Source organism: Paraburkholderia sp. J41, assembly GCF_905220235.1.
In the GTDB taxonomy this organism is placed as follows: domain Bacteria; phylum Pseudomonadota; class Gammaproteobacteria; order Burkholderiales; family Burkholderiaceae; genus Paraburkholderia.
Map to the genome: position 1 here is coordinate 181,270 of NZ_CAJMZE010000011.1, position 22,693 is coordinate 203,962.

At 66.2% G+C, this 22,693-nt stretch carries 19 protein-coding genes; 10 read left to right on the forward strand and 9 right to left on the reverse strand.

Annotated elements, in window-relative coordinates; genetic code table 11:
- The first annotated feature begins 7 nt into the window (after positions 1-7).
- Both prmB and cls read left to right on the forward strand, forming a co-directional pair.
- The gene (gene prmB, locus U5805_RS14250; protein WP_322104120.1) at positions 8-904 is read left to right on the forward strand and encodes a 50S ribosomal protein L3 N(5)-glutamine methyltransferase; all 897 of its coding nucleotides are present in this window, start codon (positions 8-10) and stop codon (positions 902-904) included.
- 294 nt (positions 905-1,198) lie between these two features.
- Positions 1,199-2,638 (forward strand): cardiolipin synthase, encoded by a 1,440-nt coding sequence (cls, locus tag U5805_RS14255; RefSeq protein WP_322104121.1) that lies wholly within the window; start codon positions 1,199-1,201, stop codon positions 2,636-2,638.
- 85 nt (positions 2,639-2,723) lie between these two features.
- On the opposite strand, the gene U5805_RS14260 is transcribed toward cls, so the two are convergent.
- Positions 2,724-3,206, reverse strand: coding sequence for a glutathione peroxidase (locus tag U5805_RS14260; protein ID WP_322104122.1), 483 nt, complete (start codon positions 3,204-3,206; stop codon positions 2,724-2,726).
- Positions 3,207-3,349: 143 nt separating this feature from the next.
- Here U5805_RS14260 and U5805_RS14265 point away from each other — a divergent pair, with 143 nt between their 5' ends.
- Together U5805_RS14265 and U5805_RS14270 are read left to right on the forward strand one after the other, a co-directional pair.
- Positions 3,350-5,314: an ATP-binding cassette domain-containing protein gene (locus tag U5805_RS14265; protein WP_322104123.1), complete on the forward strand. Its 1,965-nt coding sequence runs from the start codon at positions 3,350-3,352 to the stop codon at positions 5,312-5,314.
- Between the two features lie 99 nt (positions 5,315-5,413).
- Positions 5,414-6,634, forward strand: coding sequence for a CaiB/BaiF CoA-transferase family protein (locus U5805_RS14270; RefSeq protein ID WP_322104124.1), 1,221 nt, complete (start codon positions 5,414-5,416; stop codon positions 6,632-6,634).
- Between the two features lie 84 nt (positions 6,635-6,718).
- Here U5805_RS14270 and U5805_RS14275 read toward each other — a convergent pair whose 3' ends face one another.
- The 3 genes from U5805_RS14275 to alr all read right to left on the reverse strand — a co-directional run bounded on the left by U5805_RS14275 (position 6,719) and on the right by alr (position 9,637).
- On the reverse strand, positions 6,719-6,961 hold the full coding sequence (locus U5805_RS14275) for a DUF2866 domain-containing protein (protein ID WP_322104153.1): 243 nt from the start codon (positions 6,959-6,961) through the stop codon (positions 6,719-6,721).
- A gap of 162 nt (positions 6,962-7,123) precedes the next feature.
- Positions 7,124-8,500, reverse strand: a complete 1,377-nt coding sequence (radA, locus tag U5805_RS14280; RefSeq protein ID WP_322104154.1) for a DNA repair protein RadA — start codon at positions 8,498-8,500, stop codon at positions 7,124-7,126.
- A 66-nt stretch (positions 8,501-8,566) separates the two neighbouring features.
- Positions 8,567-9,637: an alanine racemase gene (gene alr, locus U5805_RS14285; protein WP_322104125.1), complete on the reverse strand. Its 1,071-nt coding sequence runs from the start codon at positions 9,635-9,637 to the stop codon at positions 8,567-8,569.
- A 219-nt stretch (positions 9,638-9,856) separates the two neighbouring features.
- Between alr and lplT the strand changes: the two genes are divergently transcribed.
- Together lplT and thiD are read left to right on the forward strand one after the other, a co-directional pair.
- Positions 9,857-11,167: a lysophospholipid transporter LplT gene (gene lplT / locus U5805_RS14290; RefSeq protein ID WP_322104126.1), complete on the forward strand. Its 1,311-nt coding sequence runs from the start codon at positions 9,857-9,859 to the stop codon at positions 11,165-11,167.
- A gap of 400 nt (positions 11,168-11,567) precedes the next feature.
- Positions 11,568-12,374 carry a bifunctional hydroxymethylpyrimidine kinase/phosphomethylpyrimidine kinase gene (gene thiD / locus U5805_RS14295; RefSeq protein WP_322104127.1) on the forward strand — a complete coding sequence of 269 codons (807 nt, stop codon included), beginning with the start codon at positions 11,568-11,570 and terminating at the stop codon, positions 12,372-12,374.
- A gap of 76 nt (positions 12,375-12,450) precedes the next feature.
- Here thiD and U5805_RS14300 read toward each other — a convergent pair whose 3' ends face one another.
- From U5805_RS14300 to tsaB, 4 genes are read right to left on the reverse strand one after another with little or no spacing between them, the layout of a single operon-like run.
- Positions 12,451-13,575: a DUF1853 family protein gene (locus tag U5805_RS14300; protein WP_415914596.1), complete on the reverse strand. Its 1,125-nt coding sequence runs from the start codon at positions 13,573-13,575 to the stop codon at positions 12,451-12,453.
- A complete protein-coding gene (locus tag U5805_RS14305; RefSeq protein WP_322104128.1) occupies positions 13,572-14,558 on the reverse strand; it encodes a uracil-DNA glycosylase in 987 nt (328 codons plus the stop codon). The genes U5805_RS14300 and U5805_RS14305 overlap by 4 nt, the downstream gene beginning before the upstream one ends.
- Positions 14,545-15,039, reverse strand: a complete 495-nt coding sequence (gene rimI / locus U5805_RS14310; protein ID WP_322104129.1) for a ribosomal protein S18-alanine N-acetyltransferase — start codon at positions 15,037-15,039, stop codon at positions 14,545-14,547. Before rimI ends, U5805_RS14305 begins: the two co-directional genes overlap by 14 nt.
- Entirely contained in the window at positions 15,036-15,920 is an 885-nt protein-coding gene (gene tsaB, locus U5805_RS14315) for a tRNA (adenosine(37)-N6)-threonylcarbamoyltransferase complex dimerization subunit type 1 TsaB (protein WP_322104130.1), read from the reverse strand. The genes rimI and tsaB overlap by 4 nt, the downstream gene beginning before the upstream one ends.
- 217 nt (positions 15,921-16,137) lie before the next feature.
- Between tsaB and U5805_RS14320 the strand changes: the two genes are divergently transcribed.
- The 3 genes from U5805_RS14320 to aceA all read left to right on the forward strand — a co-directional run bounded on the left by U5805_RS14320 (position 16,138) and on the right by aceA (position 20,391).
- The gene (locus U5805_RS14320) at positions 16,138-16,407 is read left to right on the forward strand and encodes an acyl-CoA-binding protein (RefSeq protein WP_322104131.1); all 270 of its coding nucleotides are present in this window, start codon (positions 16,138-16,140) and stop codon (positions 16,405-16,407) included.
- Positions 16,408-16,897: 490 nt separating this feature from the next.
- Positions 16,898-18,643, forward strand: coding sequence for a DEAD/DEAH box helicase (locus U5805_RS14325; protein ID WP_322104132.1), 1,746 nt, complete (start codon positions 16,898-16,900; stop codon positions 18,641-18,643).
- Between the two features lie 440 nt (positions 18,644-19,083).
- Positions 19,084-20,391, forward strand: coding sequence for an isocitrate lyase (gene aceA, locus U5805_RS14330; RefSeq protein ID WP_322104133.1), 1,308 nt, complete (start codon positions 19,084-19,086; stop codon positions 20,389-20,391).
- A gap of 378 nt (positions 20,392-20,769) precedes the next feature.
- On the opposite strand, the gene U5805_RS14335 is transcribed toward aceA, so the two are convergent.
- Positions 20,770-21,672 carry a LysR family transcriptional regulator gene (locus tag U5805_RS14335; protein WP_322104134.1) on the reverse strand — a complete coding sequence of 301 codons (903 nt, stop codon included), beginning with the start codon at positions 21,670-21,672 and terminating at the stop codon, positions 20,770-20,772.
- Between the two features lie 168 nt (positions 21,673-21,840).
- Here U5805_RS14335 and U5805_RS14340 point away from each other — a divergent pair, with 168 nt between their 5' ends.
- Positions 21,841-22,629: a haloacid dehalogenase type II gene (locus U5805_RS14340; protein WP_322104135.1), complete on the forward strand. Its 789-nt coding sequence runs from the start codon at positions 21,841-21,843 to the stop codon at positions 22,627-22,629.
- Positions 22,630-22,693 lie beyond the last annotated feature (64 nt).

Consider the following 22,693-nt stretch of genomic DNA (forward strand, 5'->3'; position numbering starts at 1 on the left):
CCCCTCTATGACGCACCCGCTTGCCACTGCTTTTGCCACCGTGCGCGATTTGCTGCGCTACGGCGTCTCGCGCTTTTCCGGCGCGCAACTCGCGTTCGGTCACGGCACGAGCAACGCCTACGACGAAGCCGCGTATCTCGTGCTGCACACGCTGCATTTGCCGCTCGACCTGCTCGAACCGTTCCTCGACGCGCGGCTCACGACCGAGGAAATCGACAAGGTGCTGGGCGTGATCGAGCGCCGCGCGATCGAGCGCGTGCCCGCCGCCTACATCACGCAGGAAGCGTGGATGCACGGCGTGCGTTTTTACGTCGACGAACGCGTGATCGTCCCGCGCTCGTTCATCGGCGAGTTGCTGGCCGACGGCCTGCAACCGTACGTGGAAGATCCCGAGGAAGTGGGCGCGGTGCTGGAACTCTGCACGGGCTCGGCGAGCCTCGCGGTGCTCGCGGCGCACGCATTCCCGAACGCCGACATCGACGCCGTGGATCTCTCGGCGCCCGCGCTCGAAGTGGCGGCGCGCAACGTGCATGAACATGGTCTTGACGAACGCATCGCGCTGTTCGAAGGCGACCTGTTCGCGCCCCTGCCCGAGCGCCGCTACGACGTGATCCTCACGAATCCGCCCTATGTGAACGCCGCGTCGATGGAGGCGCTGCCGCCCGAATATCGCCACGAGCCGGAGATGGCGCTCGCGGGCGGCGAGGACGGCATGGACATCGTGCGCCGCATCGTGAAAGAGGCGCGCAACTGGCTCACCGACGAAGGCGTGCTGGTGGTCGAGATCGGCAACGAGCGCGAGAACGTGGAAGCGGCGTTCGGCGGCCTCGATCTTGTATGGCTCTCGACGAGCGCGGGCGACGATCAGGTGTTCCTGATCCAGGCGGGCGATCTGCCGGTTTGAAGCTGGCGTGAATCGGCCTGAATCCGGGTCGAGTTCCGCTCGAACCCGGCCGGAAAGTCGTTCGAGCCCACGCTGGCTAACTGGCTAACTGGCTAACTGGCTAATGGCCCACACGGACCTGCACGCACGGGCCGTCTGGCCGCCGGCCGCCTTCGTGAATCGCCTTCGTTAATCGCCTTCGATAGTCGCCTTCGATAGTCGCCCTCCATACGGCTTCGGTAAGATTGGCGTTTCCGGCTCCGCGCACCGGGGCGCGGGCCATGCCGTCAGGCCCTGGGAGCGTCCTTCGCCTCTATGCATCTCGACTGGTTACACCTCGGCACCCTGCTCGCGATCATCCATTTGTTCGGATTGATCGCGGCGTGCCACGCCATTCTCAACACGCGCACCTCGCAAGGCGCGATCGCATGGGCCGTCTCGCTCGCGACGATGCCCTACCTCACGCTCGTCCCCTACCTCTTTCTCGGCCGCAGCAAGTTCGCCGGTTACGCCGATGCGCGGCGCCTGCGCAACGAAACGCTGCGCGCTCGCACCGACGTACCCGACTGGGACAAGCTCGTTTCCGCCGGCGAATGGCCCGCCGACGCGCTCGGCGTGCGCGTGATCCGCACCTTCGCTCGGCTGGGCGGCATGCCGCTCGTTCCCGGCAACAGCGTGCGCACGCTGCCCAACGGCGAAGCAACCTTCTCCGCCATCTTCGACGCCATCGAGCGCGCCCAGCACTACGTGCTCGTGCAGTTCTTCATCGTGCGCGCCGACGCGCTCGGCGACATGCTCAAGGAACTGCTGATCGCCTGCGCGCAACGCGGCGTGCGCGCGTATTTCCTCTACGACAGCATCGGTTCCTTCGATCTGCCCGCGCGCTATGTGAACGAGTTGCGTGACGGCGGCGTGGACGTGCATCCGTTCTCCACCACCCATTTCGTCAACCGCTTCCAGCTCAACTTTCGCAATCACCGCAAGATCGTCGTGGTCGACGGGCAGTGCGCGTTCGTCGGCGGGCACAACGTCGGCATCGAATATCTCGGTGCGAATCCCCGGCTTTCGCCGTGGCGCGACACGCATATCGAAGTGCGCGGGCCGGTAGTGGCGAATCTGCAATTTGCCTTCACGGAAGACTGGTACTGGGCGACGCAGAAGCTGCCCGAGTGCCGGCCGCCCACGGTCGAGCCGCGCGACGGCGACGACATGTATTGCCTCGTCATGCCCACCGGCCCGGCCGACCGCCAGGAAACCTGCTCGCTCTTTTTCGTCGAGGCGATCAACGCGGCGAAGAAGCGCCTCTGGATCACGACGCCCTATCTCGTGCCCGACTCGGCCGTGTTCGCGGCGCTGCGCCTCGCCGTGCTGCGCGGCGTGGACGTGCGCATCATGATCCCGAGCCGCCGCGACCATTACGTGGTGTTCGAGGCGTCCATGCTCTACGCCTACGACGCGGTGCGTGCCGGCATTCGCATCTTCCGCTACACGCCGGGCTTTCTGCACCAGAAGATCGTGCTGATCGACGACGTGGCCGCCGCCGTCGGCAGCGCGAATCTCGACAACCGCTCGTTCCGGCTGAACTTCGAGGTCATGGTGGTGACCGTACACCACGGCTTCGCGGCCGAAGTCGAGGCAATGCTGCTGCGCGACTTCGACGAGACCGTCGAGATCGACCGCAGCGAATACCGCGACGCACCGGCATGGCGCAAGATCACGATGCATCTGGCGCGCCTGTTCGCGCCGATTCTCTAGCGCCGCCGGTCGTCAGCCCGCCTTTCGTACGCCCTTCACACGCGCCTTTCAAACGCGCCTTTCACTACGTTTTCCCGCACGCGATTCAGAGCAGCTTTTCGATGTCCGCCTCGATCGCCTCGGGCTTCGTGACCGGCGCGTAGCGCTTCACCACGTTGCCGTTGCGGTCGACGAGAAACTTCGTGAAATTCCACTTGATGGCTTCGAGCCCGAGCAGGCCAGGCGCCTCGCCCGTGAGCCAGCGATAAAGCGGATGCGCGTTCGCGCCGTTGACGTCGATCTTCGCGAACATCGGGAAGGTCACGCCGAAATTTTTCTCGCAGAAACCGCCGATCTGCGCGGCGTCGCCGGGCTCCTGCTTGCCGAACTGGTTGCACGGAAAACCGAGCACTTCCAGCCCGCGCGCGGCATGCGCGTCGTAAAGCTTTTGCAGACCCGCGTATTGCGGCGTGAACCCGCATTCGCTCGCGGTATTGACGATCAAGAGCACCTTGCCCGCATAGCGTTCGAGGCTGACCGGCTCGCCGCCGCCCAGCGGTTGCGCCGAAAACGAATAGATCGAGGTCATCTGGCTCTCCCGTGGAAAAGCGCCAGTCTACGTGAGAACCCGCTTCGCCCGCACCCTGGCCGAATGGCTAGCCGTTCGGATGATGCCGGCGCGGGCGCGCCACAGTTTAAAATGGCGATTCGTTTCCTTTTGCCGGCGCCGTCGTGATCCGCTTCAATCAATTCAGTCTTGCCCGCGGCACCAAGCCGCTTTTCGACCAGACCTCGTTCACGTTGAATCCGGGCGAAAAAGCCGGCCTCGTCGGCGCGAACGGCGCGGGCAAATCCACCTTGTTCGCCGTGCTGCGCGGCGAACTGCACGCCGACGGCGGCGACTTTTCGCTGCCGCCTTCGTGGCGCATCGCGCACGTCGCGCAGGAAACACCGGCCGTCGACCGCACCGCGCTCGACTACACGCTCGACGGCGACGCCGCCCTGCGCGAGATCGAGGCGCGCATCGCCGCCGCGTCGGCCGCGCACGACGGCGCGGCGGAGGCCGAGGCGCACGGCGCATTCGCCGACGCCGACGGCTACACGGCCGCCTCGCGCGCAGAAGCGCTGCTGCTGGGCCTGGGCTTCACGCTCGACCAGACGCGCCAGCCGGTCACCAGCTTCTCGGGCGGCTGGCGCATGCGCCTGAATCTCGCGCAGGCGCTCATGTGCCGCTCCGACCTGCTGCTGCTCGACGAACCCACGAACCACCTGGATCTCGACGCGATCGTCTGGCTCGAAGACTGGCTGCATCGCTATCCGGGCACGCTCATCGTGATCTCGCACGACCGCGAATTCCTCGATTCAGTCTGCAACGTCACGCTGCACCTCGAAAATCAGCAAATCAAGCGCTATGGGGGCAACTACTCGCAGTTCGAAATCCTGCGCGCGCAGCAACTCGCGCTCCAGCAAAGCGCCTACGAAAAGCAGCAACGCACCGTCGCGCATCTGCAAAGCTTCATCGACCGCTTCAAGGCCAAGGCCACCAAGGCCCGCCAGGCGCAAAGCCGCGTGAAGGCGCTGGAAAAGATGGAGCTGATCGCGCCGGCGCACGCAAGCTCGCCGTTCACGTTCGAGTTCCGCACGCCCGACTCCGCGCCCAATCCCATGCTCGTCATGGAAGACGTGCGCTGTGGCTATCGCGCCGAAGACGGCAGCGAAACGCCTATCGTCGAGCGCGTCGCGCTTTCCATCCAGAACGGTCAGCGTATCGGTTTGCTCGGCGCGAACGGCCAGGGCAAGTCGACGCTCATCAAAACGCTCGCGGGCACGCTCGCGCCGCTTTCCGGCGAAACGCGCACGGGCAAGGGCTTGCAGATCGGCTATTTCGCGCAGCATCAGCTCGAAACGCTGCGCCCGGCCGACACGCCGCTCCAGCATCTCGCGCGTCTCGCGCCCGACACGCGCGAACAGGAACTGCGCGACTTCCTCGGCGGCTTCAACTTCCCCGGCGAAATGGCCACCGCGCCCATCGCGCCGTTCTCGGGCGGCGAAAAAGCGCGCCTCGCGCTCGCGCTCATCATCTGGCAAAAGCCGAATCTGCTGCTGCTCGACGAACCGACCAACCACCTGGATCTCGAAACCCGCCACGCGCTCACCATGGCGCTCGCGCAATTCGAAGGCACGTTGATCCTCGTTTCGCACGACCGGCACTTGCTGCGCGCGACGACCGACCAGTTCATGCTCGTCGCGAAACATCGGCTGCAACCGTTCGACGGCGATCTCGACGACTATCGCGACTGGCTGCTTCAGCACGCGGCCGAACAGCGCGCGGCGCTCAAGGAAGCGGCCGGCACGGCGAATGCGACCGGCACGGCCAACGGGGGCAACGGCGCGAGCGCGGCGGACGGCGTCAATCGCAAGGAACAGCGCCGTCAGGAGGCCGAGCAGCGCCAGAAGGTTGCGCACCTGAAAAAGCCTTTGCAGGCGAAAATCGGCAAGATAGAGAAAGAGATGGATGCGCTCAATGCGGAAAAAGGCACGCTGGAGGCGTTCGTGGCCGACCCAGCGAGCTACGAGCCGCAGCAAAAGAGCCGTCTGACCGAAGCGATACGCCGCCAGGCCGAAGTCCAGACGCGGCTCGAAACGCTCGAAGCCGATTGGCTCGAAGCGCACGAAGCGCTCGAACAACTCGGGTGACGCGCTTCCGGCGACGCCTCGAACGCCACCCGCAACGCCGCCTCTAACCTACGCTTACCGGACCGCTGCTTGTCACCGTCTTTCGCCGAGGAGAAACGAGTGCCGTCATCCGCCGCCTTGCAGGGCCTGCGCGTTCTCGACCTGACCTTGCTGTTGCCCGGTCCCGTGGCCACCTTGCGGCTCGCGGAAATGGGCGCCGACGTGCTCAAGATCGAGCCGCCGGGCGCCGGAGACGCCGCGCGCGTCATGATGCAAAGCGCCACCGACGAGGTGGCGGCGCGGCCCGGCGCGTTCTATCGGCTCGTCAATCGCGGCAAGCGCGAAACGCGGCTCGACCTCAAGACCGAAAGCGGCCGCTCGGTGCTGCTGGCGCTGGCGCGCGACGCGGACGTGCTCGTCGAAAGCTTCCGGCCCGGCGTGATGAGCAAGCTCGGCGTCGGCTACGAAGTGCTGCGCGACGTCAACCCGAAACTGGTGTATTGCGCGATCACGGGGTACGGCACGCAGGGGCCGTTCGCCGGGCATCCCGGCCACGACATCAACTATGTCGCCTATGCGGGCGTGCTCGACCAGCTCGCCAGTCGCGACGGCGTGCCCGTGCTGCCCAACTTCCAGATCGCCGATCTGCTTGGCGGCGCGCTTTCGGCGGTCACGCAGATTCTCGCGGCGCTGTGGGCCGTGGCGCGCGGCGGCGAAGGCCGTTTCGTCGACGTTTCGATGGCGCACGAGAGCTACGCGAACAACGTGGTGGCCCAGGTCGCGCTCGCCAACGACGACGCGGCGGCGCTCCAGCCCGGCGGCGGTCTGCTCAACGGCGGCGTGCCCTGCTACAACCTCTATCGCACCCAGGAAGGCCGCTGGCTCGCCGTGGGCGCGCTCGAACTGAAGTTCTGGCAAACGCTTTGCCACGCGCTGGGCCGCGACGATTGGGCGCAACGCCACTGGAGCCTCGGCCAGGCCATCGGCGGCGCCGACGCGGTCACGCTCACGCGCGAACTCGCCGGCATCTTCGCTTCGGAAACGCTGCAAACGTGGATCGACCGCCTCGAAGCGATCGACTGCTGCGTTTCGCCGGTGCTCACGCCGGGCGAAGCGGCGCGGCATCCCCTGTTCAACGCCGACGTCTTGCAGGCAATGATGAACGACATGGAACAACGCCAGCGCGCGCAGGAAGGCGGGCCGAGCCGGCAAGCCGCGCAGACCGGCGCCTCGAATGCGGCGAGTTCCTATCAGCAAAACCAGCCGGGACAAGCCGGCGATACCACGGCTACCACGGCGCCCGGCAACAAGAAGCCGCCCAACTACAATCCGTGGCTCTGAACGCCTCGAACCCGCTGAGCGTATCGGGGGCATCAAAACAAGAATGGGCGCCTTCGAGCGCCCATTCCTGATCCCGCTTTCGGCTTAGCGCCGCGGCAGCGTTTGCCGGGGTGTGCGCTCGTCGTCGTAGAGCACGTGTTTGCGGCCTTCCACATGATGCGCGATGGTGCTGCGCACTTCCGCTGCCGTGACGTCTTCCGCGACCACGCGGCGCGAAATGCGGCCGTCGCCGTCGATCCATTCGACGATGCGGCAGCTACTGCCCCAAGGCTGCAAGAGCGGTTCCGAAACCCGGCAGCCGCGCACGACGATCGATCGAGCGCTCATGAACGTATCAGTCTGTTTCAAGTCGCTATCCTTTCCGCTGGATGCGGGTTACATATCGGGCACAGGATAGGGAAAACACGAACTGAAATGGTTACAGCGCCAACCAGGGTTGTTACTAATCATTACGTGACAGGTCAGGCGCCGCCGACGCCCGCGCCGCCCTCAGTCCAGCTCGCGAACGCGGTCGATGGCTTCTTCGATCCGCTCCACGGCAATCACGGTCAAACCGTCGATCGGCTGCTTTGGCGCATTGGCGCGGGGAATCAGCGCGCATGAAAAGCCCAGCTTGGCCGCTTCCTTCAAGCGCTCCTGCCCGCGCGGCGAGGGACGGATCTCGCCCGCGAGACCGACTTCGCCAAAAACGATCAGACCCTTGGGCAACGCCTTGTTACGCATCGACGAGTGAATCGAGAGCAGCACGGCAAGGTCGGCGGCGGGCTCGGTGATCTTCACGCCGCCCACTGCGTTCAGGAACACGTCCTGATCGAAGCACGCAATGCCGGCATGGCGATGCAGCACTGCCAGCAGCAGCGCGAGGCGATTCTGTTCGAGGCCAACGGCGAGGCGCTTCGGGTTGGGCACGTGCGCCGTATCCACGAGCGCCTGCACTTCCACCAGCAGCGGGCGCGTGCCTTCCTGCGTCACGAGCACGCACGAACCCGGCACGCTCTGCTCGTGCTGCGACAGAAATAGCGCCGACGGATTCGCCACGCCGCGCAAGCCCTTTTCCGTCATCGCGAACACGCCCAGTTCGTTGACGGCGCCGAAACGGTTCTTGAACGCGCGCACGAGACGGAACGACGAATGGGTGTCGCCTTCGAAATACAGCACGGTGTCGACGATATGTTCGAGCACGCGCGGGCCCGCGAGATTGCCCTCCTTCGTCACGTGGCCGACCATGATGATCGCGGTGCCCGACTGCTTCGCGATGCGCGTGAGCTGCGCCGCGCACTCGCGCACCTGCGCGACCGAGCCGGGCGCCGAGGTCAGTGCTTCGGAATAGATCGTCTGGATCGAGTCGATCACGGCCACGTCGGGCTTTTCCGCCTCGATCGTCGCCTGGATTTTTTCGAGCTGGATTTCAGCGAGCAGTTGCAGTTCGCTCGCCTTCGAGCCCGGATCGAGCAGCGCGAGCCGTTGCGCGCGCAACGCGATCTGCGCCGCCGATTCCTCGCCGCTCACGTAGAGCGCGCGACGTTCGGCCGCGATCTGCGCGAGCGACTGGAGCAACAGCGTGGACTTGCCGATGCCGGGATCGCCGCCGATCAGCACCACGCCGCCCGCCACGAGCCCGCCGCCCAGCACGCGGTCGAACTCGCCCACGCCCGTGGTGAAGCGCGGCACGTCGGACGCTTCGATGTCGGCCAGCCGGCGCACCGGCGCGCTCTTGGCGAGCGCCTGGAAACGGTGGTTGCCCGCGGGTTCCGCCACGCTCTCCACCAGCGTGTTCCATGCCTGGCACGCGGGACACTGCCCTTGCCACTTCGGCACCTGCCCGCCGCATTCGGTGCAGATGTACAGCGTCTTGACCTTCGCCATGCTTTTTGCCATGCGTTCCTGCTTGTTGCTGCTTCGTTCTTTTTAAGGGCGGCGCGCGCTTGCCCGTTATTCCGCGCGCACCGGCACGCGCGGGGCCACCGCGCACATGAGTTCATAGCCGATCGTGCCGCACGCCTGCGCGACTTCGTCGATCGGCAGATGCGCGCCCCATAGCTCGACGCGCGTGCCCACGCCCGCGTTCTGCACCGGCGTGAGATCGACCGTGAGCATATCCATCGAAACGCGCCCGACCACGCGCGTGCGCACGCCATCGACGATCACGGGCGTGCCTTCGGGCGCGACGCGCGGATAGCCGTCGGCGTAACCGCACGCCACCACGCCGATGCGCATGGGCTGGCGCGCCGTGAAGGTCGAGCCATAGCCGACCGTCTGTCCTTCGGCCACCTGCTGCGTGGCGATGATTTCCGAGGCCAGCGTCATCGCGGGCTGCAAGCCGACGCCTTCGAGCGCGGCCGCCACGCCCGAAGGCGACGCGCCATACAGGATGATGCCGGGCCGCACCCAGTCGAAGTGCGAGTCGGGATGCCAGAGCGTGGCCGCCGAGTTGGCGAAGCTGCGCGCGCCCGCGATGCCGTGCGCGCCGCGCTCGAACGCTTCCATTTGTTCGGCGATGCCGCGCGGCGTGTCGGCGTCGGCGAAATGCGTCATCAGCGTGATCTGACCGATGCCGGCCGCGGCGCGCGCCCGCTCCCACGCGGCGCGGTACTTCTCGGGCGTGTAGCCGAGGCGGTTCATGCCGCTATTCATCTTGAGCTGGATGTTGACCGGCTTCGACAGGCGCGCCATTTCGAGCATGCGCATCTGTTCGTCGCAATGCACGACGGTCGTGAGGCTGTAACGGTCGATCACGTCGATGTCGGTCGGCCGGAAAAAGCCTTCCAGCAGCAGGATCGGGCCGGCCCAGCCCAGCTCGCGCAATTTCACCGCTTCTTCGAGGTCGAGCAGGCCGAAACCGTCCGTCGCGCGCAAACCGGGAAACGCCCGCGCAAGCCCGTGCCCGTAAGCGTTGGCCTTCACGACGGCCCAGATTTTCGACCTGGGCGCGTACTTGCGGACAACGGCGAGATTATTGGCGAGAGCGGGGGTGTGAATCGTTGCTGAGAGGGGGCGCGGCATGGGAGATTTTTCGCAAAGACGCTTTCGAATCAGGAGCTTACAGGGTGTTTTCAGCGCCCGGCGGGCCCGCCTGATGGGCGGTCAAGGATTGTGCTAGTCCGAATACACCTATTTTCGTGATATAAAGCCCTGCGCACAACCCATTTCGAACGTAATAAGCCCGGATGCCTCCCACCCGTCCGGGGCGGACGGACCGCAGCGAGGACAGCATCGCATCAGATGAAAAAAGGCTTTTACACCATCATGGCCGCGCAGTTTTTTTCGTCGTTGGCCGACAATGCGCTCCTGATCGCCGCGATTGCACTGCTCAAAGATTTAAACGCCCCGAACTGGATGACGCCGCTGCTAAAGCTGTTTTTCGTCCTGTCCTACGTCGTTCTTGCCGCATTCGTCGGCGCCTTCGCTGATTCCCGCCCCAAGGGCCGCGTGATGTTCATCACGAACACGATCAAGGTCGTGGGTTGCGCCATCATGCTCGCCGGTCTGCATCCTTTGCTCGCTTACGGCATCGTCGGGTTCGGCGCGGCGGCCTATTCGCCCGCCAAATACGGCATTCTCACCGAACTGCTGCCGCCCGAGCGGCTCGTTGCCGCGAACGGCTGGATCGAAGGCACGACGGTCGGCTCGATCATTCTCGGCACCGTGCTGGGCGGCGCGCTCATCAGTCCCCACATTGCCGCGCACGTGATCCGGCACACGCCCGCCGCGATCAACACGCCCGCCGAAGCCGCCATGCTCGTGATCATGGGCATCTACGTGGTGGCCGCGCTGTTCAACCTGCGCATTCCCGACACCGGCGCGCGTTATCCGCGCCAGCAGCACGGTCCGATCCGTCTCATCACCGATTTCGCCGATTGTTTCAACACGCTCTGGCACGACAAGCTCGGCCAGATTTCGCTCGCGGTCACGACCTTGTTCTGGGGCGCGGGCGCCACGCTGCAATTCATCGTACTCAAGTGGGCCGAAGTGTCGCTCGGCATGTCGCTCTCCGAAGGCGCGGTGCTGCAAGCGGTGGTTGCCGTGGGCGTCGCGGCGGGCGCCGTGATCGCGGCCGCGCGCGTGCCGCTCAAGAAGTCGCTCTCGGTGCTGCCGGTCGGCATCGTCATGGGAATCGCCGTCATGCTGATGGCGTTCTACACGCGCAGTCTCTTTCCGCCGCATTGGGGCCTGCATATCGGCCATATGCGTATTTCGGGTTATCTCGTTTTTGCGTATCTGTTCCTCATGGTGGTGGGCGGCCTGTCCGGCTTCTTCGTCGTGCCGATGAACGCCCTGCTTCAGCATCGCGGTCACGTGCTGCTTTCGGCGGGCCATTCGATCGCCGTGCAGAACTTCAACGAGAATCTCTCGGTGCTCGTGATGCTGTGCCTCTACGCCGTGCTCGTCTGGCTCGACGTGCCGGTGACCATTGTGATCGTGCTGTTCGGCACGTTCGTCTGCCTGATGATGTGGCTCGTGATGCGCCGTCATCAGGCCAATCAGCGTTCGTTCGACTCCGTGGCGCTGATCGGCGAAAATCACCGGCATTGAGCCGCGGCGATCGAACGAGGCCGAACGGTCGCGCAGAACGCCGCACGTCGATCGGGTTACGCCGACCGGTTTTCGCCGGCCGATTTCCGCCGGCCAGATACGCCCGCCGATTGCGGCAGCCGATTGACGCTGAGCGACTTGCGCCGAACGACGTACGCCAAACGGATACGCCGACCGAATTGAGGCAACCGAATTGCAGCAATCGAATTGCGGCGACCCCAATTGAGGCAACCGAATTGATGCACCCGTTTGACGGCAGCCGAATCACACCGAACGCTTTGCCCCGATTGACTTGAATTACGCGGATCAACGCGCGGCGCGCCGCCGCCGCATCCCACAAAACTTTTGCGCGTGCCGAGTGATCGCTTCCGGCACGCAAACGCAGCGCAGCGAAGCCGCCATGAATTCACCGATTTGCAACGTCCTCACGATCGCCGGTTCCGACTCCGGCGGCGGCGCCGGCATCCAGGCCGACCTCAAGGCGTTCTCCGCGCTCGGCGCGTACGGCGCGAGCGCGATCGTCGCGCTGACCGCGCAAAACACGCGCGGCGTCACGGCGATCCACGCGCCCGACACGGGCTTCGTCACCGCGCAGCTCGACGCCGTGTTCGACGACATCCGCATCGACGCCGTGAAGATCGGCATGCTCGCCAACGCCTCGATCGTGCGCGCCGTCGCCGACGCATTGCGCCGTTACCAGCCGCCGCGCGTCGTGCTCGACACCGTGATGATCTCCAAAAGCAATCACGCGCTGCTCGCGCCGGAAGCCGTTGCCGCGCTGCGCGACGAACTGCTTCCGCTCGCGGGTATCGTCACGCCGAATCTGCCCGAAGCCGCCGCCTTGCTGGGCGTCGCGCCCGCCACCGACGAAGCGGCGATGGTCGCGCAAGGCGAGGCGCTGCGCGCGCTGGGCGCGCGTGCGGTGCTGATGAAAGGCGGCCATCTCGGCAGCGAGGACAGCCCCGACTGGCTCGTGGAAGCGGGATGCACGCTGCGTCTGGGCGGCCCGCGCGTGCCCGTGACGAATACCCACGGCACGGGTTGCACGCTTTCTTCGGCGATCGCGGCGCTGTGGCCGCAGCGCGACGATCTCGCGCCGGCCGTGAGCGAAGCGAAGCAGTATCTGACCGCCGCGCTCGAAGCCAGCTCGCGGCTCGACGTCGGACACGGCGTGGGGCCGGTGCATCATTTCTGGCGTTGGTGGTGAAGTTCGCGCAAGGGAACCGGAGCGCGCGTTCGCCTGGGGCCCGGTGTGCGCTCAGGTGTGCCCTTCAGGTATGCGCTCAGGTGCGCGCGAACGACGCGGCGCCCTCGGGCCAGTTGTCGGGAACGATGAAACCGCGCGACTGCTCGACATAGCCATTCGATGCGTCGAGGGCGAAAGCGGCGACCATCGACGGTTCTTTCCTATTCGATTGAGCAACCAGGGCGGCCAGCAGCGTTTCGGGATCGGCAGGCGCCGCGACCGCACTTCGCGCCGTCCATGACCGCGCCTTTTCGGCGGGATCGCTGTCTGGCGGCATCGTCATTTCGGGGCTGTTAGTTGCGTCGACAGGAATGGCGCCCATGTCGGCGGCGTCGACATTCGCCGTGATCCGGCACGGCGCCAGCCACGCGAGGCGCGGCAGCGCGCTCCAGCCCTCGGCGCGCTGCGCCCGCGCAAATGCCGGCCATTCCGATTGCGTCACCCACCAGCCCCGCGCGTGAGCGGCCGCAAGTTCGGGCGCCTCCGGCAGCGGCGGCAGCGGCGCCCCAGTGGCGCGATAAAACAGCCGGCCCTTGACCAGCATCTGCGCGCGCCACGGCCCGGCGTAACCGAGCGCCGCAAATTCGGCGCGCTCGCTCAGGCGCAGTTGCCGATCGCGCAAATGCGCCAGCTTCCAGTCGAAGCGATCACGCAGATTCGGCCCGACGAAATCCGCCAGCGCCGCGCCGCCCGCATGCAGGTAGCACTTCACCGCCAGCTCCCAATGCAGTCGCTCGCCCGCGCGAGTTTCCAGCAGGAAATCGCATTCGCCGAGCGTGCGCCCCTCGCCGCGCACCGCCACGTTCTGCGCCACCAGCCGCGCCGACGGACCGTGCGCGAAAAACCAGCCGAGCAGCGCCTCGGCGTAACGCCCGAGACGCGTGGCCGAAGCTCTCGCGAGCGCCGCGTGCAGCGGCGCGGGATCGCGGTCGAGCGCGGCGAGCCAGTTCAGCGCGGCGCGCTTTTCCTCGGCGTCGGAAAAAAGTTGGGCGAACAGCGCGTGCGGCAGTTGCGGCGGTTGCGCGCGCAACAGATCGGCGCTCAGGAGCAGCCACGCGAGATCGCGCACCGCGGCGTCGTTGAGCGCGGCGAAATCGTCGTCGAAACCGGGCATGCCGAGCGACGGATCGTATAGACGCGCGTTTGCCCGCGCGTCGCTCATCGGTCTACGCGTGCCGCGCCGCGCCAGGTGTCGCGCGCAAGGCAAAGATCGGCCCACGCCTTCGACTTGTCTTGGAGGCTGCGCAGCAGATACGCCGGGTGATACGTGACGATGACGGGCACGCCTTCGTACTGATGCACGCGCCCGCGCAACGATGCGATGCTGCCGTCGGTCTTGAGCAGGCTTTGCGCCGCGAAACGGCCGAGCGCGACGATGATCTTCGGCTTCACGAGCGCGACCTGACGCTGTAGATAGGGCTCGCAGCGCGCGACTTCGTCGGGTTCGGGATTGCGGTTGCCCGGCGGCCGGCACTTGATGACGTTGGCGATATAGACATTCTGGCTGCGCTCGAGCGAGAGCGCGCGCAGCATGTTGTCGAGCAGCTTGCCCGCCTGGCCGACGAACGGTTCGCCCTGGCGGTCCTCGTTCTCGCCGGGCGCTTCCCCGATCAGCATCCAGTCGGCCTCGCGATCGCCGACGCCGAACACGGTGTTCGTGCGCTTCTCGCACAGGCGGCAGCGCGTGCAACCGGCGACGCGCTCCGACAGCGCATCCCAGTCGAGCGCGGCAATGTCGTCACGCGGCGCGCGCGGCGGCGCGGGCGCATCGGCGGGCAACGCGGGTTCGGCCACGGCGTCGAACCACGCGAAATCGTCCTCCGTGAAGGGCGGCGGTTCGTCCGATGAAATCGCCGGCGTGGCCTTCGCTTCCTGTAGGGATTCGGGTTGCGGTTCGACCGTCGATGCCGGTCCGGCTTCGAACCGCGCCGCCTGCTGCGAACGCGCGGCCCGCGCCTCGCGCACCGCGTCTTCCTGTGCTGGCTCGACCGTACGCTGCGCCGCAGCCGCTTCGGCCACGCGCGCCGTCGGCTCGACGTCGGCCGCCACGTCCTGCGCGCCGGCGTGCGCGGCTATCGCCACGCCCTTGCGCACCCAGCGCGGCGCGAGCCCAAGCTCCTCGAGCGCGATGTCATCGAGCGCCATTGCCGCCCTCCCCTGCAAAAGAAAAACGCATCACGAGCGCGTCCTCGCGCGTGTGATGACGCGCCGGATAATAGTTCTTGCGACGGCCGATCGTTACGAAACCGAACTGCTCGTAAAGCCGGATGGCCCGATGATTCGACGGTCGCACTTCGAGCAGCAGCCCTTCTAGCCCATGTGTGCGCGACAGCCGTGCCGCTTCACGCAGCATCGCGAGACCCGCGCCCACGCCCTGAGCCTGCGGCGCGACGCACAGATTGAGCAGATGCATTTCGTCGACCACGGGCATCAGCACGCAATAGCCGATCAGCGTGCCGGTGACGTGGCGCATGCACAGGCCGAAGTAGCCGTTGCGCAGCGAATCCTCGAAGTTGCCGCGCGTCCACGGAAATTCGTAGGCGGAGCGCTCGATGACCGAGACTTCGTCGAGATCGCTCTCGGTCATCGGCGAAAGATAACGGTCGGTCATCAGCACGCCGCTCATCGGCCGCCTCCGCCGCCCTCGCCCTTGCCGCGCGCGCCATTTCCATCGTGACCAGGAACCGGCGCGGCGGCGTTCGCGGCGAGCCGTTCCGCCGTGGTTTGCGCGACCTTGTTGCGCACGTATTCGGGCGCGGCCTGGTCGGCGCGCTGCGTGCGACCGGCGCGAAAGGCGCGCAGCGCGGCGTGCGCGAGCGGCAGCGCATGGGGCAGCGCCTCGCCGTCGATCACGCGCGCGGCAGCGGCCGCCGTCAGCCGCGCGCCGAATGCCGCCGCCGCATTGCCCGCGAGCGTGAACGGCGCGTCCGGCACGACGATGCGCTCGGGCGCGTCCAGCGAGGCCGCCTGCAAGGTGCGCCAGTCGCCCGCTTCGGCGTCCCAGGCGTAGTCGGCCCAATAGGCTTCGTCCATGCGCGCGTCGAGCGCCGCGAGCACGCGCGTGGCGGCGGGGTCGCGCAGGCGCGCGGCTTCGGCGCACACCAGCAGCGTGCCGACCGGCACCACCGGAAGATCGAGGCCGAATGCCAGACCTTGCGCCACGCCCGTCGCGGTGCGCAGGCCCGTGAACGAACCGGGGCCGGCGCCGAACGCGACGGCGTCACAGTCGGCGAGCGCGAGGCCCGCTTCGTCGAACAGCTCGGCGATGGCGGGCAAGAGCCGCGTGCTCGACACGGCGCCCGTGGCTTCGTGCCGCACCCAGACGCTGACTTCGGAGCGCGGAACGGCCGACGAAGCGGACGACGAAGCGGACGACGCAGTGGACGAAGATGCGGCCGACGGGCCGGCAACGGAATCGGCAAAAGACGCGCCGGCGGCGACGCGAAGCAGCGCGACCGAGCAAAATTCGGTCGACGTATCGAGGGCAAGCAGCACGGTTTCGGTCATGGCCGCTATTGTAATGCCCCGCCCAGGCTGAAACCCACGCGTCGAGCGAGATCGGCGACGCCGGCCCTTGCGTCGGATGTTCCCTGCAAGTGTGGAGGAATCGCTCCAGCTTTTCGTAGGAATGCGCTGCTACCATCGGCGCTGCCAGTTTTGTCGCGGTTTTGTCGATACGGTTTCGTCGACACACCATCGAATTCGAACCATTAGCGGAGGAAACATGAGCGATGTGAACACGCAGTTCGCCCAAGCCCAGGAAGACGTGCAAAAGTTGCCCGAACGGCCCGGCAATCTCACGCTGCTGCGCCTCTACGCGCTGTTCAAGCAGGCGACCGAAGGCGATGTGCACGGCGAAAAGCCCGGCTTCACCGACATCGTCGGCAAGTACAAGTACGAAGCGTGGGCGTCGCTGCAAGGCACGGCGCAGGACACGGCGAAGTCGCAATACGTGGAGCTGGTCGAATCGCTCAAGAGCGGCGCGACGAGCTGAACCCGCGCCGGACCCGGCCACGCCCCGGCTGCGCGGCTGTTTTCGAGACACGACGCGGCAGCCGGGCGGCGCCTGCGATTCCCGCCAATCCGGTTCGCGGCGCGCCCGCCCGCAATGCCATCGCGCTGTGTCGCCCCTCTCGCGCGTCAAGCCGCGTAATGCCCGCTGGCGCGCCGCAACAAAACGAGATATAATTGCGGCTGCGTTGCGCTCCGGTCGCCCTTGCGATCAGTGCAACGACTCGTAGCGTTAAGCTCCAATCCAGTTTAGAACCTGTCTCCCCCTGCATTGGCCCTCAAATACGGGCCGTCAATATCAGGCTGGCGGCTGGCCAATCCCGGCCTGAGTCGCACCCAAAACAGCTTCTAACGAAAATCCGCCATTGCGTGTGGGCGGATTGCCCCCGTTTTTCGATTTGTTCGCAAAATCCGACGACTTGGGTAATGCCGATTGGCGCCGACGTTCTATTTCCTGTGTACCAAGGATTTTCATGACTTCGAGCAATACCCAAAGCCCCCTCGACGCAATCGCCGACCAAGCCCTCGGTCTGGACGCCGCCGCCGCTGTTGACGCACCCGCGCAAGCCGCCGACGCCCCCTCCGACGGTTCGGCCTTTGCGGCGCTCGGTCTGTCGCCGGAGATCGTCTCCGCGCTGATCGCGGCGGGCTACAAGGCGCCTACCCCCGTTCAGGAACGCGCGATTCCGGCTGGCATTGCCGGCCGCGATCTGCTGGTTTCCAGCCCGACCGGTTCGGGCAAGACCGCCGCGTTCATGCTGCCCGCGATCGAGCGTTTCGCGCAGATCCAGAAGGCGCAAGCCGCGCAACCGCGCGAGCCGCGTCCGCAAGGCGCCGCGTCCGGCCAGCAGGATCGCCGCCAGCGCCGCCCGCAACCCGTCGCGCGCCCCGGCCTCCTCGTTCTCACGCCCACGCGCGAACTCGCCATGCAAGTCACCACGGCGGCTTCGACGTACGGCAAGCATCTGCGCCGCCTGCGCACGGTCAGCATTCTCGGCGGCGTGGCCTACGGCCAGCAGTTGATGCTGCTCGCGAAGAATCCCGAGATTCTCGTCGCCACGCCGGGCCGTCTGCTCGACCACCTCGAGCGCGGCCGCATCGACCTGTCCGAACTCAAGATGCTCGTGCTCGACGAAGCCGACCGCATGCTGGACATGGGCTTCATCGACGACATCGACACGATCGTGGCCGCCACGCCCGAAACGCGTCAGACGATGCTGTTCTCGGCCACGCTCGACGGCAAGATCGCGTCGATCACGGGCCGTCTGCTGAAGGACCCGGAGCGTATCGAGATCGTGCGCAAGGTCGAGTCGAACTCGAACATCGCGCAAACCGTGCATTACGTGGACGACCGCGATCACAAGGATCGTCTGCTCGACCATCTGCTGCGCGCGGAAAGTCTCGACCAGGCCATCGTGTTCACGGCCACCAAGATGGACGCCGACCAGCTCGCGGGCAAGCTCGCCGACGCGGGTTTCGAAACCGCCGCGCTGCACGGCGACCTGCCGCAAGGCGCGCGTAACCGCACAATCCGCGCGCTGCGCGAGCGTCGCGTGCGCGTGCTCGTCGCGACCGACGTCGCGGCCCGCGGTATCGACATTCCGGGCATCACGCACGTGTTCAACTACGACCTGCCGAAGTTCGCGGAAGACTATGTCCACCGTATCGGCCGCACGGGTCGCGCGGGCCGTTCGGGCATCGCCGTGAGCCTCGTGCATCACGCCGAGCAAGGCGCGCTCAAGCGCATCGAGCGCTTCGTGCGTTCGCCGCTGCCGGTCAACGTCGTGGAAGGCTTCGAGCCGCGCAAGGCGCCGCCGGCAAATCGTGGCTTCGGCGGCCGTGGCCGTCCGGGCGGCGGTAACGGCGGCGGCCGCCGCTTCGGCAGCGGCAGCGGCAACGGCAACGGCAAGCCGGGTGGTTACGGCAGCCGTGGCGGCAACGGCGGCGGTTATGGCGGCGATCGCGGCGGCGACCGTGGCGGCAATAGCTGGGGCAACAAGCCGGAAGGCTCGCGCGGCGGTTACGGCGCGCGCGACGGCGGCAACGGCGGCGGCTATGGCTCGCGTGACGGCGGCAACGGCGGCGGCTATGGCGCCCCGCGCGGCGAAGGCAATCGCGGCGGCTACAGCCAGCAGCGCGAAGGCTACGGCCGTTCGCGCGAAGGCGGCTATGGCGCCCGTCGCAACGACGGCCCGCGTGGCGCGCGCCGCGACAGCTAAATCGCTGCGCTAATCGCGTAGCCATATCGCGGCGAGGCGTGCGGACGCCTCGCTGTTGCGATCGAAACGAAAAGACCGGTGCTCATCCCACCGGTCTTTTTTTATTTCCGCCCGCATTTCACGATACGAAAAAATTTTTTGCTTCGTAAAAAATCGTGCTGCGTGGCACAAAGAGCGGCATTGCGGAATGGAAAATATCGTTTCATATTGCAAAATTAACGATATAGTCGATTGATTTATAACGATAAAATAGCTCATAAAAATCACGCCATCGGCCTGTCGTGTCTTCGTCGATTTGCCTAGACTCTTATATAAGAGTTCGCGAAACGAAACGTCCTGAACGACTCAACCGAGACACCCAAGGCGCTCCGCTTCACGACATCACCGATTCGGTCTTTCCGATCCGCGATTCATCTATCAGGCAAACGAAGGAGCTAACCATGTCGAACCGTCACGAGCAGGCCCAGCAACTCCAGCAACAGTGGGACACCGATCCGCGCTGGAAAGGCATCAAGCGCAGCTACACGGCCGAGGACGTCGTGCGTCTGCGCGGCTCGATCCAGCCCGAGCACACGCTCGCGAAAAACGGCGCCGAAAAACTCTGGAAGAGCGTGAACACCGAGCCGTTCGTCAACTCGCTCGGCGCGCTCACCGGCAACCAGGCGATGCAGCAGGTCAAGGCCGGCCTCAAGGCCATCTATCTTTCGGGCTGGCAAGTCGCGGGCGATGCCAATCTCGCAGGCGAAATGTATCCCGACCAGTCGCTCTACCCCGCCAATTCGGTGCCGCAGGTCGTCAAGCGCATCAACAACACGCTCACGCGCGCCGACCAGATCCAGTGGTCCGAAGGCAAGAATCCCGGCGACGAAGGCTATGTCGACTACTTTCAGCCGATCGTTGCCGACGCCGAAGCGGGCTTCGGCGGCGTGCTCAACGCGTTCGAGCTGATGAAGGCGATGATCGAAGCGGGCGCGGCGGGCGTGCATTTCGAAGACCAGCTCGCTTCGGTCAAGAAGTGCGGCCACATGGGCGGCAAGGTGCTCGTGCCGACGCGCGAGAACATCGCCAAGCTCACGGCCGCGCGTCTGGCCGCGGACGTCTGCGGCGTGCCGACCGTGCTGCTCGCGCGCACCGACGCCGAAGCCGCCGACCTCGTCACGTCCGACATCGACGAGAACGACCGCCCGTTCCTCACCGGCGAGCGCACCGTGGAAGGCTTCTTCCGCACGCGCAACGGCCTCGAACAGGCGATCTCGCGCGGCCTCGCCTACGCGCCCTACGCCGACATGATCTGGTGCGAAACCGGCAAGCCCGATCTGGAATTCGCGAAACAGTTCGCGGAGGCGATCCACAAGCAGTTCCCGGACAAGCTGCTCTCGTACAACTGCTCGCCGTCGTTCAACTGGAAGAAGAATCTCGACGACGCCACGATCGCCAAATTCCAGCGCGAGCTGGGCGCGATGGGCTACAAGTTCCAGTTCATCACGCTCGCGGGCTTCCACTCGCTCAACTATTCGATGTTCAACCTCGCGCACGGCTATGCGCGCCAGAACATGAGCGCGTTCGTGGAGCTTCAACAGGCCGAGTTCGCGGCGGCCGAAAAGGGCTTCACCGCCGTCAAGCATCAGCGCGAAGTCGGCACGGGCTACTTCGACGCCGTGACGCAAACGGTCGAGCGCGAAGCGTCGACCACGGCGCTGCATGGTTCGACCGAAGACGAGCAGTTCTTCGACAAGAAGGTGGCATAAGACCGCCAGCCACACCGCCGCGCACGGCGGCGGCAAACGGCGTGGCGAGCGCGGGCGGCGGCCGGTACGTGTGTCCTTGGCGGGGCGCACCGGCCGCCTCCTCGTGCGCGCCCCATCGCCGCATGCCGCATGGCCGCGAACGTGGCAACGAGGGCCGCGTCGAAGCCGGCGCATCAGGCAGTTCAGGGAGTGCAGCAAGCCACGACAAATAAAAGGAGACACAGGCCGCGCGGGACCGGACACGATCCGGACCGCGGCGCGCGCGGCGACACGCCGAACGCGCCCGGCCTCGTGCTTCGCGCCCCGCGCGCATGAGCCAGGACGCCGCGAAAGAGCGTGGACACGCCGCGAGAACGACGTGCCGCCGGGTGTCGCGCCCTAGCCCCAGTAACCGGGTTGACCGTACGTATGCTTGAGAAAGTCGAGAAAGAGGCGCACGCGCAACGGCAAATGGCGACGCTGCGGAAACACGGCGTGAATGCCGATGGGCGGCGCGGCGAACGCTTCGAGCACCGCCACGAGCCGGCCCGCCGCGATGTCCTCGCCGACTTCCCACCACGAGCGCCACGCGAGCCCGTGGCCCGCCAGACACCATTCGTGCAGCACGGCGCCGTCCGAGCATTCCATCGTGCCGGCCACGCGAATCGACACCACCTTGTCGCCCTGCGCGAACGCCCAGCCGCGCTGCTGGTTCGCGCTCGCGCCGAACGAAAGGCAGTTGTGGCGCGCGAGATCGGCCAGGGTTTCGGGCGCGCCGCGCCGCGACAGATACGCGGGCGCGGCCACGCACACGCGCCGGTTCTCGCCGAGCTTGAGCGAAACCAGCGACGAATCGGGCAACTCGCCGAGCCGCACGGCGCAATCGAAGCCTTCGTTGACGAGATCGACGAGCCGGTCCGAGAGATCGAGCGCGATGCTCACGTCGGGATGCGCGACCGTGAAATCGGGCACGAGCGGCGCGACATGACGCCGCCCAAAGCCCGCCGGCGCGGACACGCGCAGATGCCCGCTCGCCTTCACGCCGCCCGCCGATACGCTGGCCTCGGCGTTCTGCATGTCGTGGATCACGCGCTGGCAATCCTCCAGAAACGCCGAACCTTCGAAAGTGAGCGTGATGCGCCGCGTGGTGCGCACGAGCAACTTCACGCCCAGCCGTTCCTCGAGCGCGTCGATGCGTCTGCCGATGATGGCCGGCGCCACGCCTTCGGCCTGCGCGGCGGCGGAAAGACTGCCCTTGGCAGCCACGTTCACGAAGGTTTCGATCTGTTTGAAGCGATCCATCGGCGTCTCATTGAGGACATATCAGCACCCGAAAAGGTCGAAGCGAGCGCGTTGAGCCGACAGATTAGGTATGTAAAAGTAAAAGATCAAGTGATCAATCGCGGCTTTTTCAGTGATGTAACTCATGAATACAATGGTCCTTGACCTCTGAATACGGAGCGCACGGCTATGTCGGCCAGAACGACACTCTCAGGATTCCCCGCAGCGATCGTCTTTGACGCGTACGGCACGCTGTTCGACGTGCATTCCGTCGTCGCGGCCGCCGAGCAGATGTTTCCCGGCCACGGCGACGCGCTCTCGCAACTCTGGCGCGCGAAGCAGATCGAATACACGCAGTTGCGCACCCTCTCGGATACCGCCGGCGCGCGCTACCGCCCGTTCTGGGACATCACGCTCGATGCGCTGCGCTACGCCGCGCGCCGCCTGAATCTCGCGCTCTCGGGCGCGGGCGAAAAGCGTCTGATGGACGAATACGCATGCCTTTCGGCGTTTCCCGACGTGCTGCCCGCGTTGCGCCGCCTGCGCGAGCCGCGCGGCGGCGACGCATCCGGCAACGCCTTCGCGGGCCGCGCGGGGCTTGCGATCCTCTCGAACGGCAATCCGCAGATGCTCGACATCGCCGTGAAAAGCGCGGGCATGAACGGCCTCTTCGACCATGTGCTCTCGGTGGACGCCGTGCGCGCCTACAAACCCGCGCCCGCCGCCTACGCGCTCGGCACGGGCGCTTTCGGCGCGGCGGCGCGCGATATCGTGTTCGTTTCGTCGAACGGCTGGGACGCGGCCGGCGCGGGCTGGTTCGGCTACACCACGTTCTGGATCAACCGCCAGCGCCTGCCCGCCGAGGAACTGGGCGTCGCGCCGCACGGCACGGGCGGCGGCATGGCGGAACTCGTCGCTTTCATCGAAACCGCCGCGGCCGACCCGCGCGGACGTCCCCGCCCCGGCCCGGGCGCATGATGGACCGCGTTCCGGCGCATCGGCTATCACTGACTCACGCATTCATCATCTGACCGACCAAGGA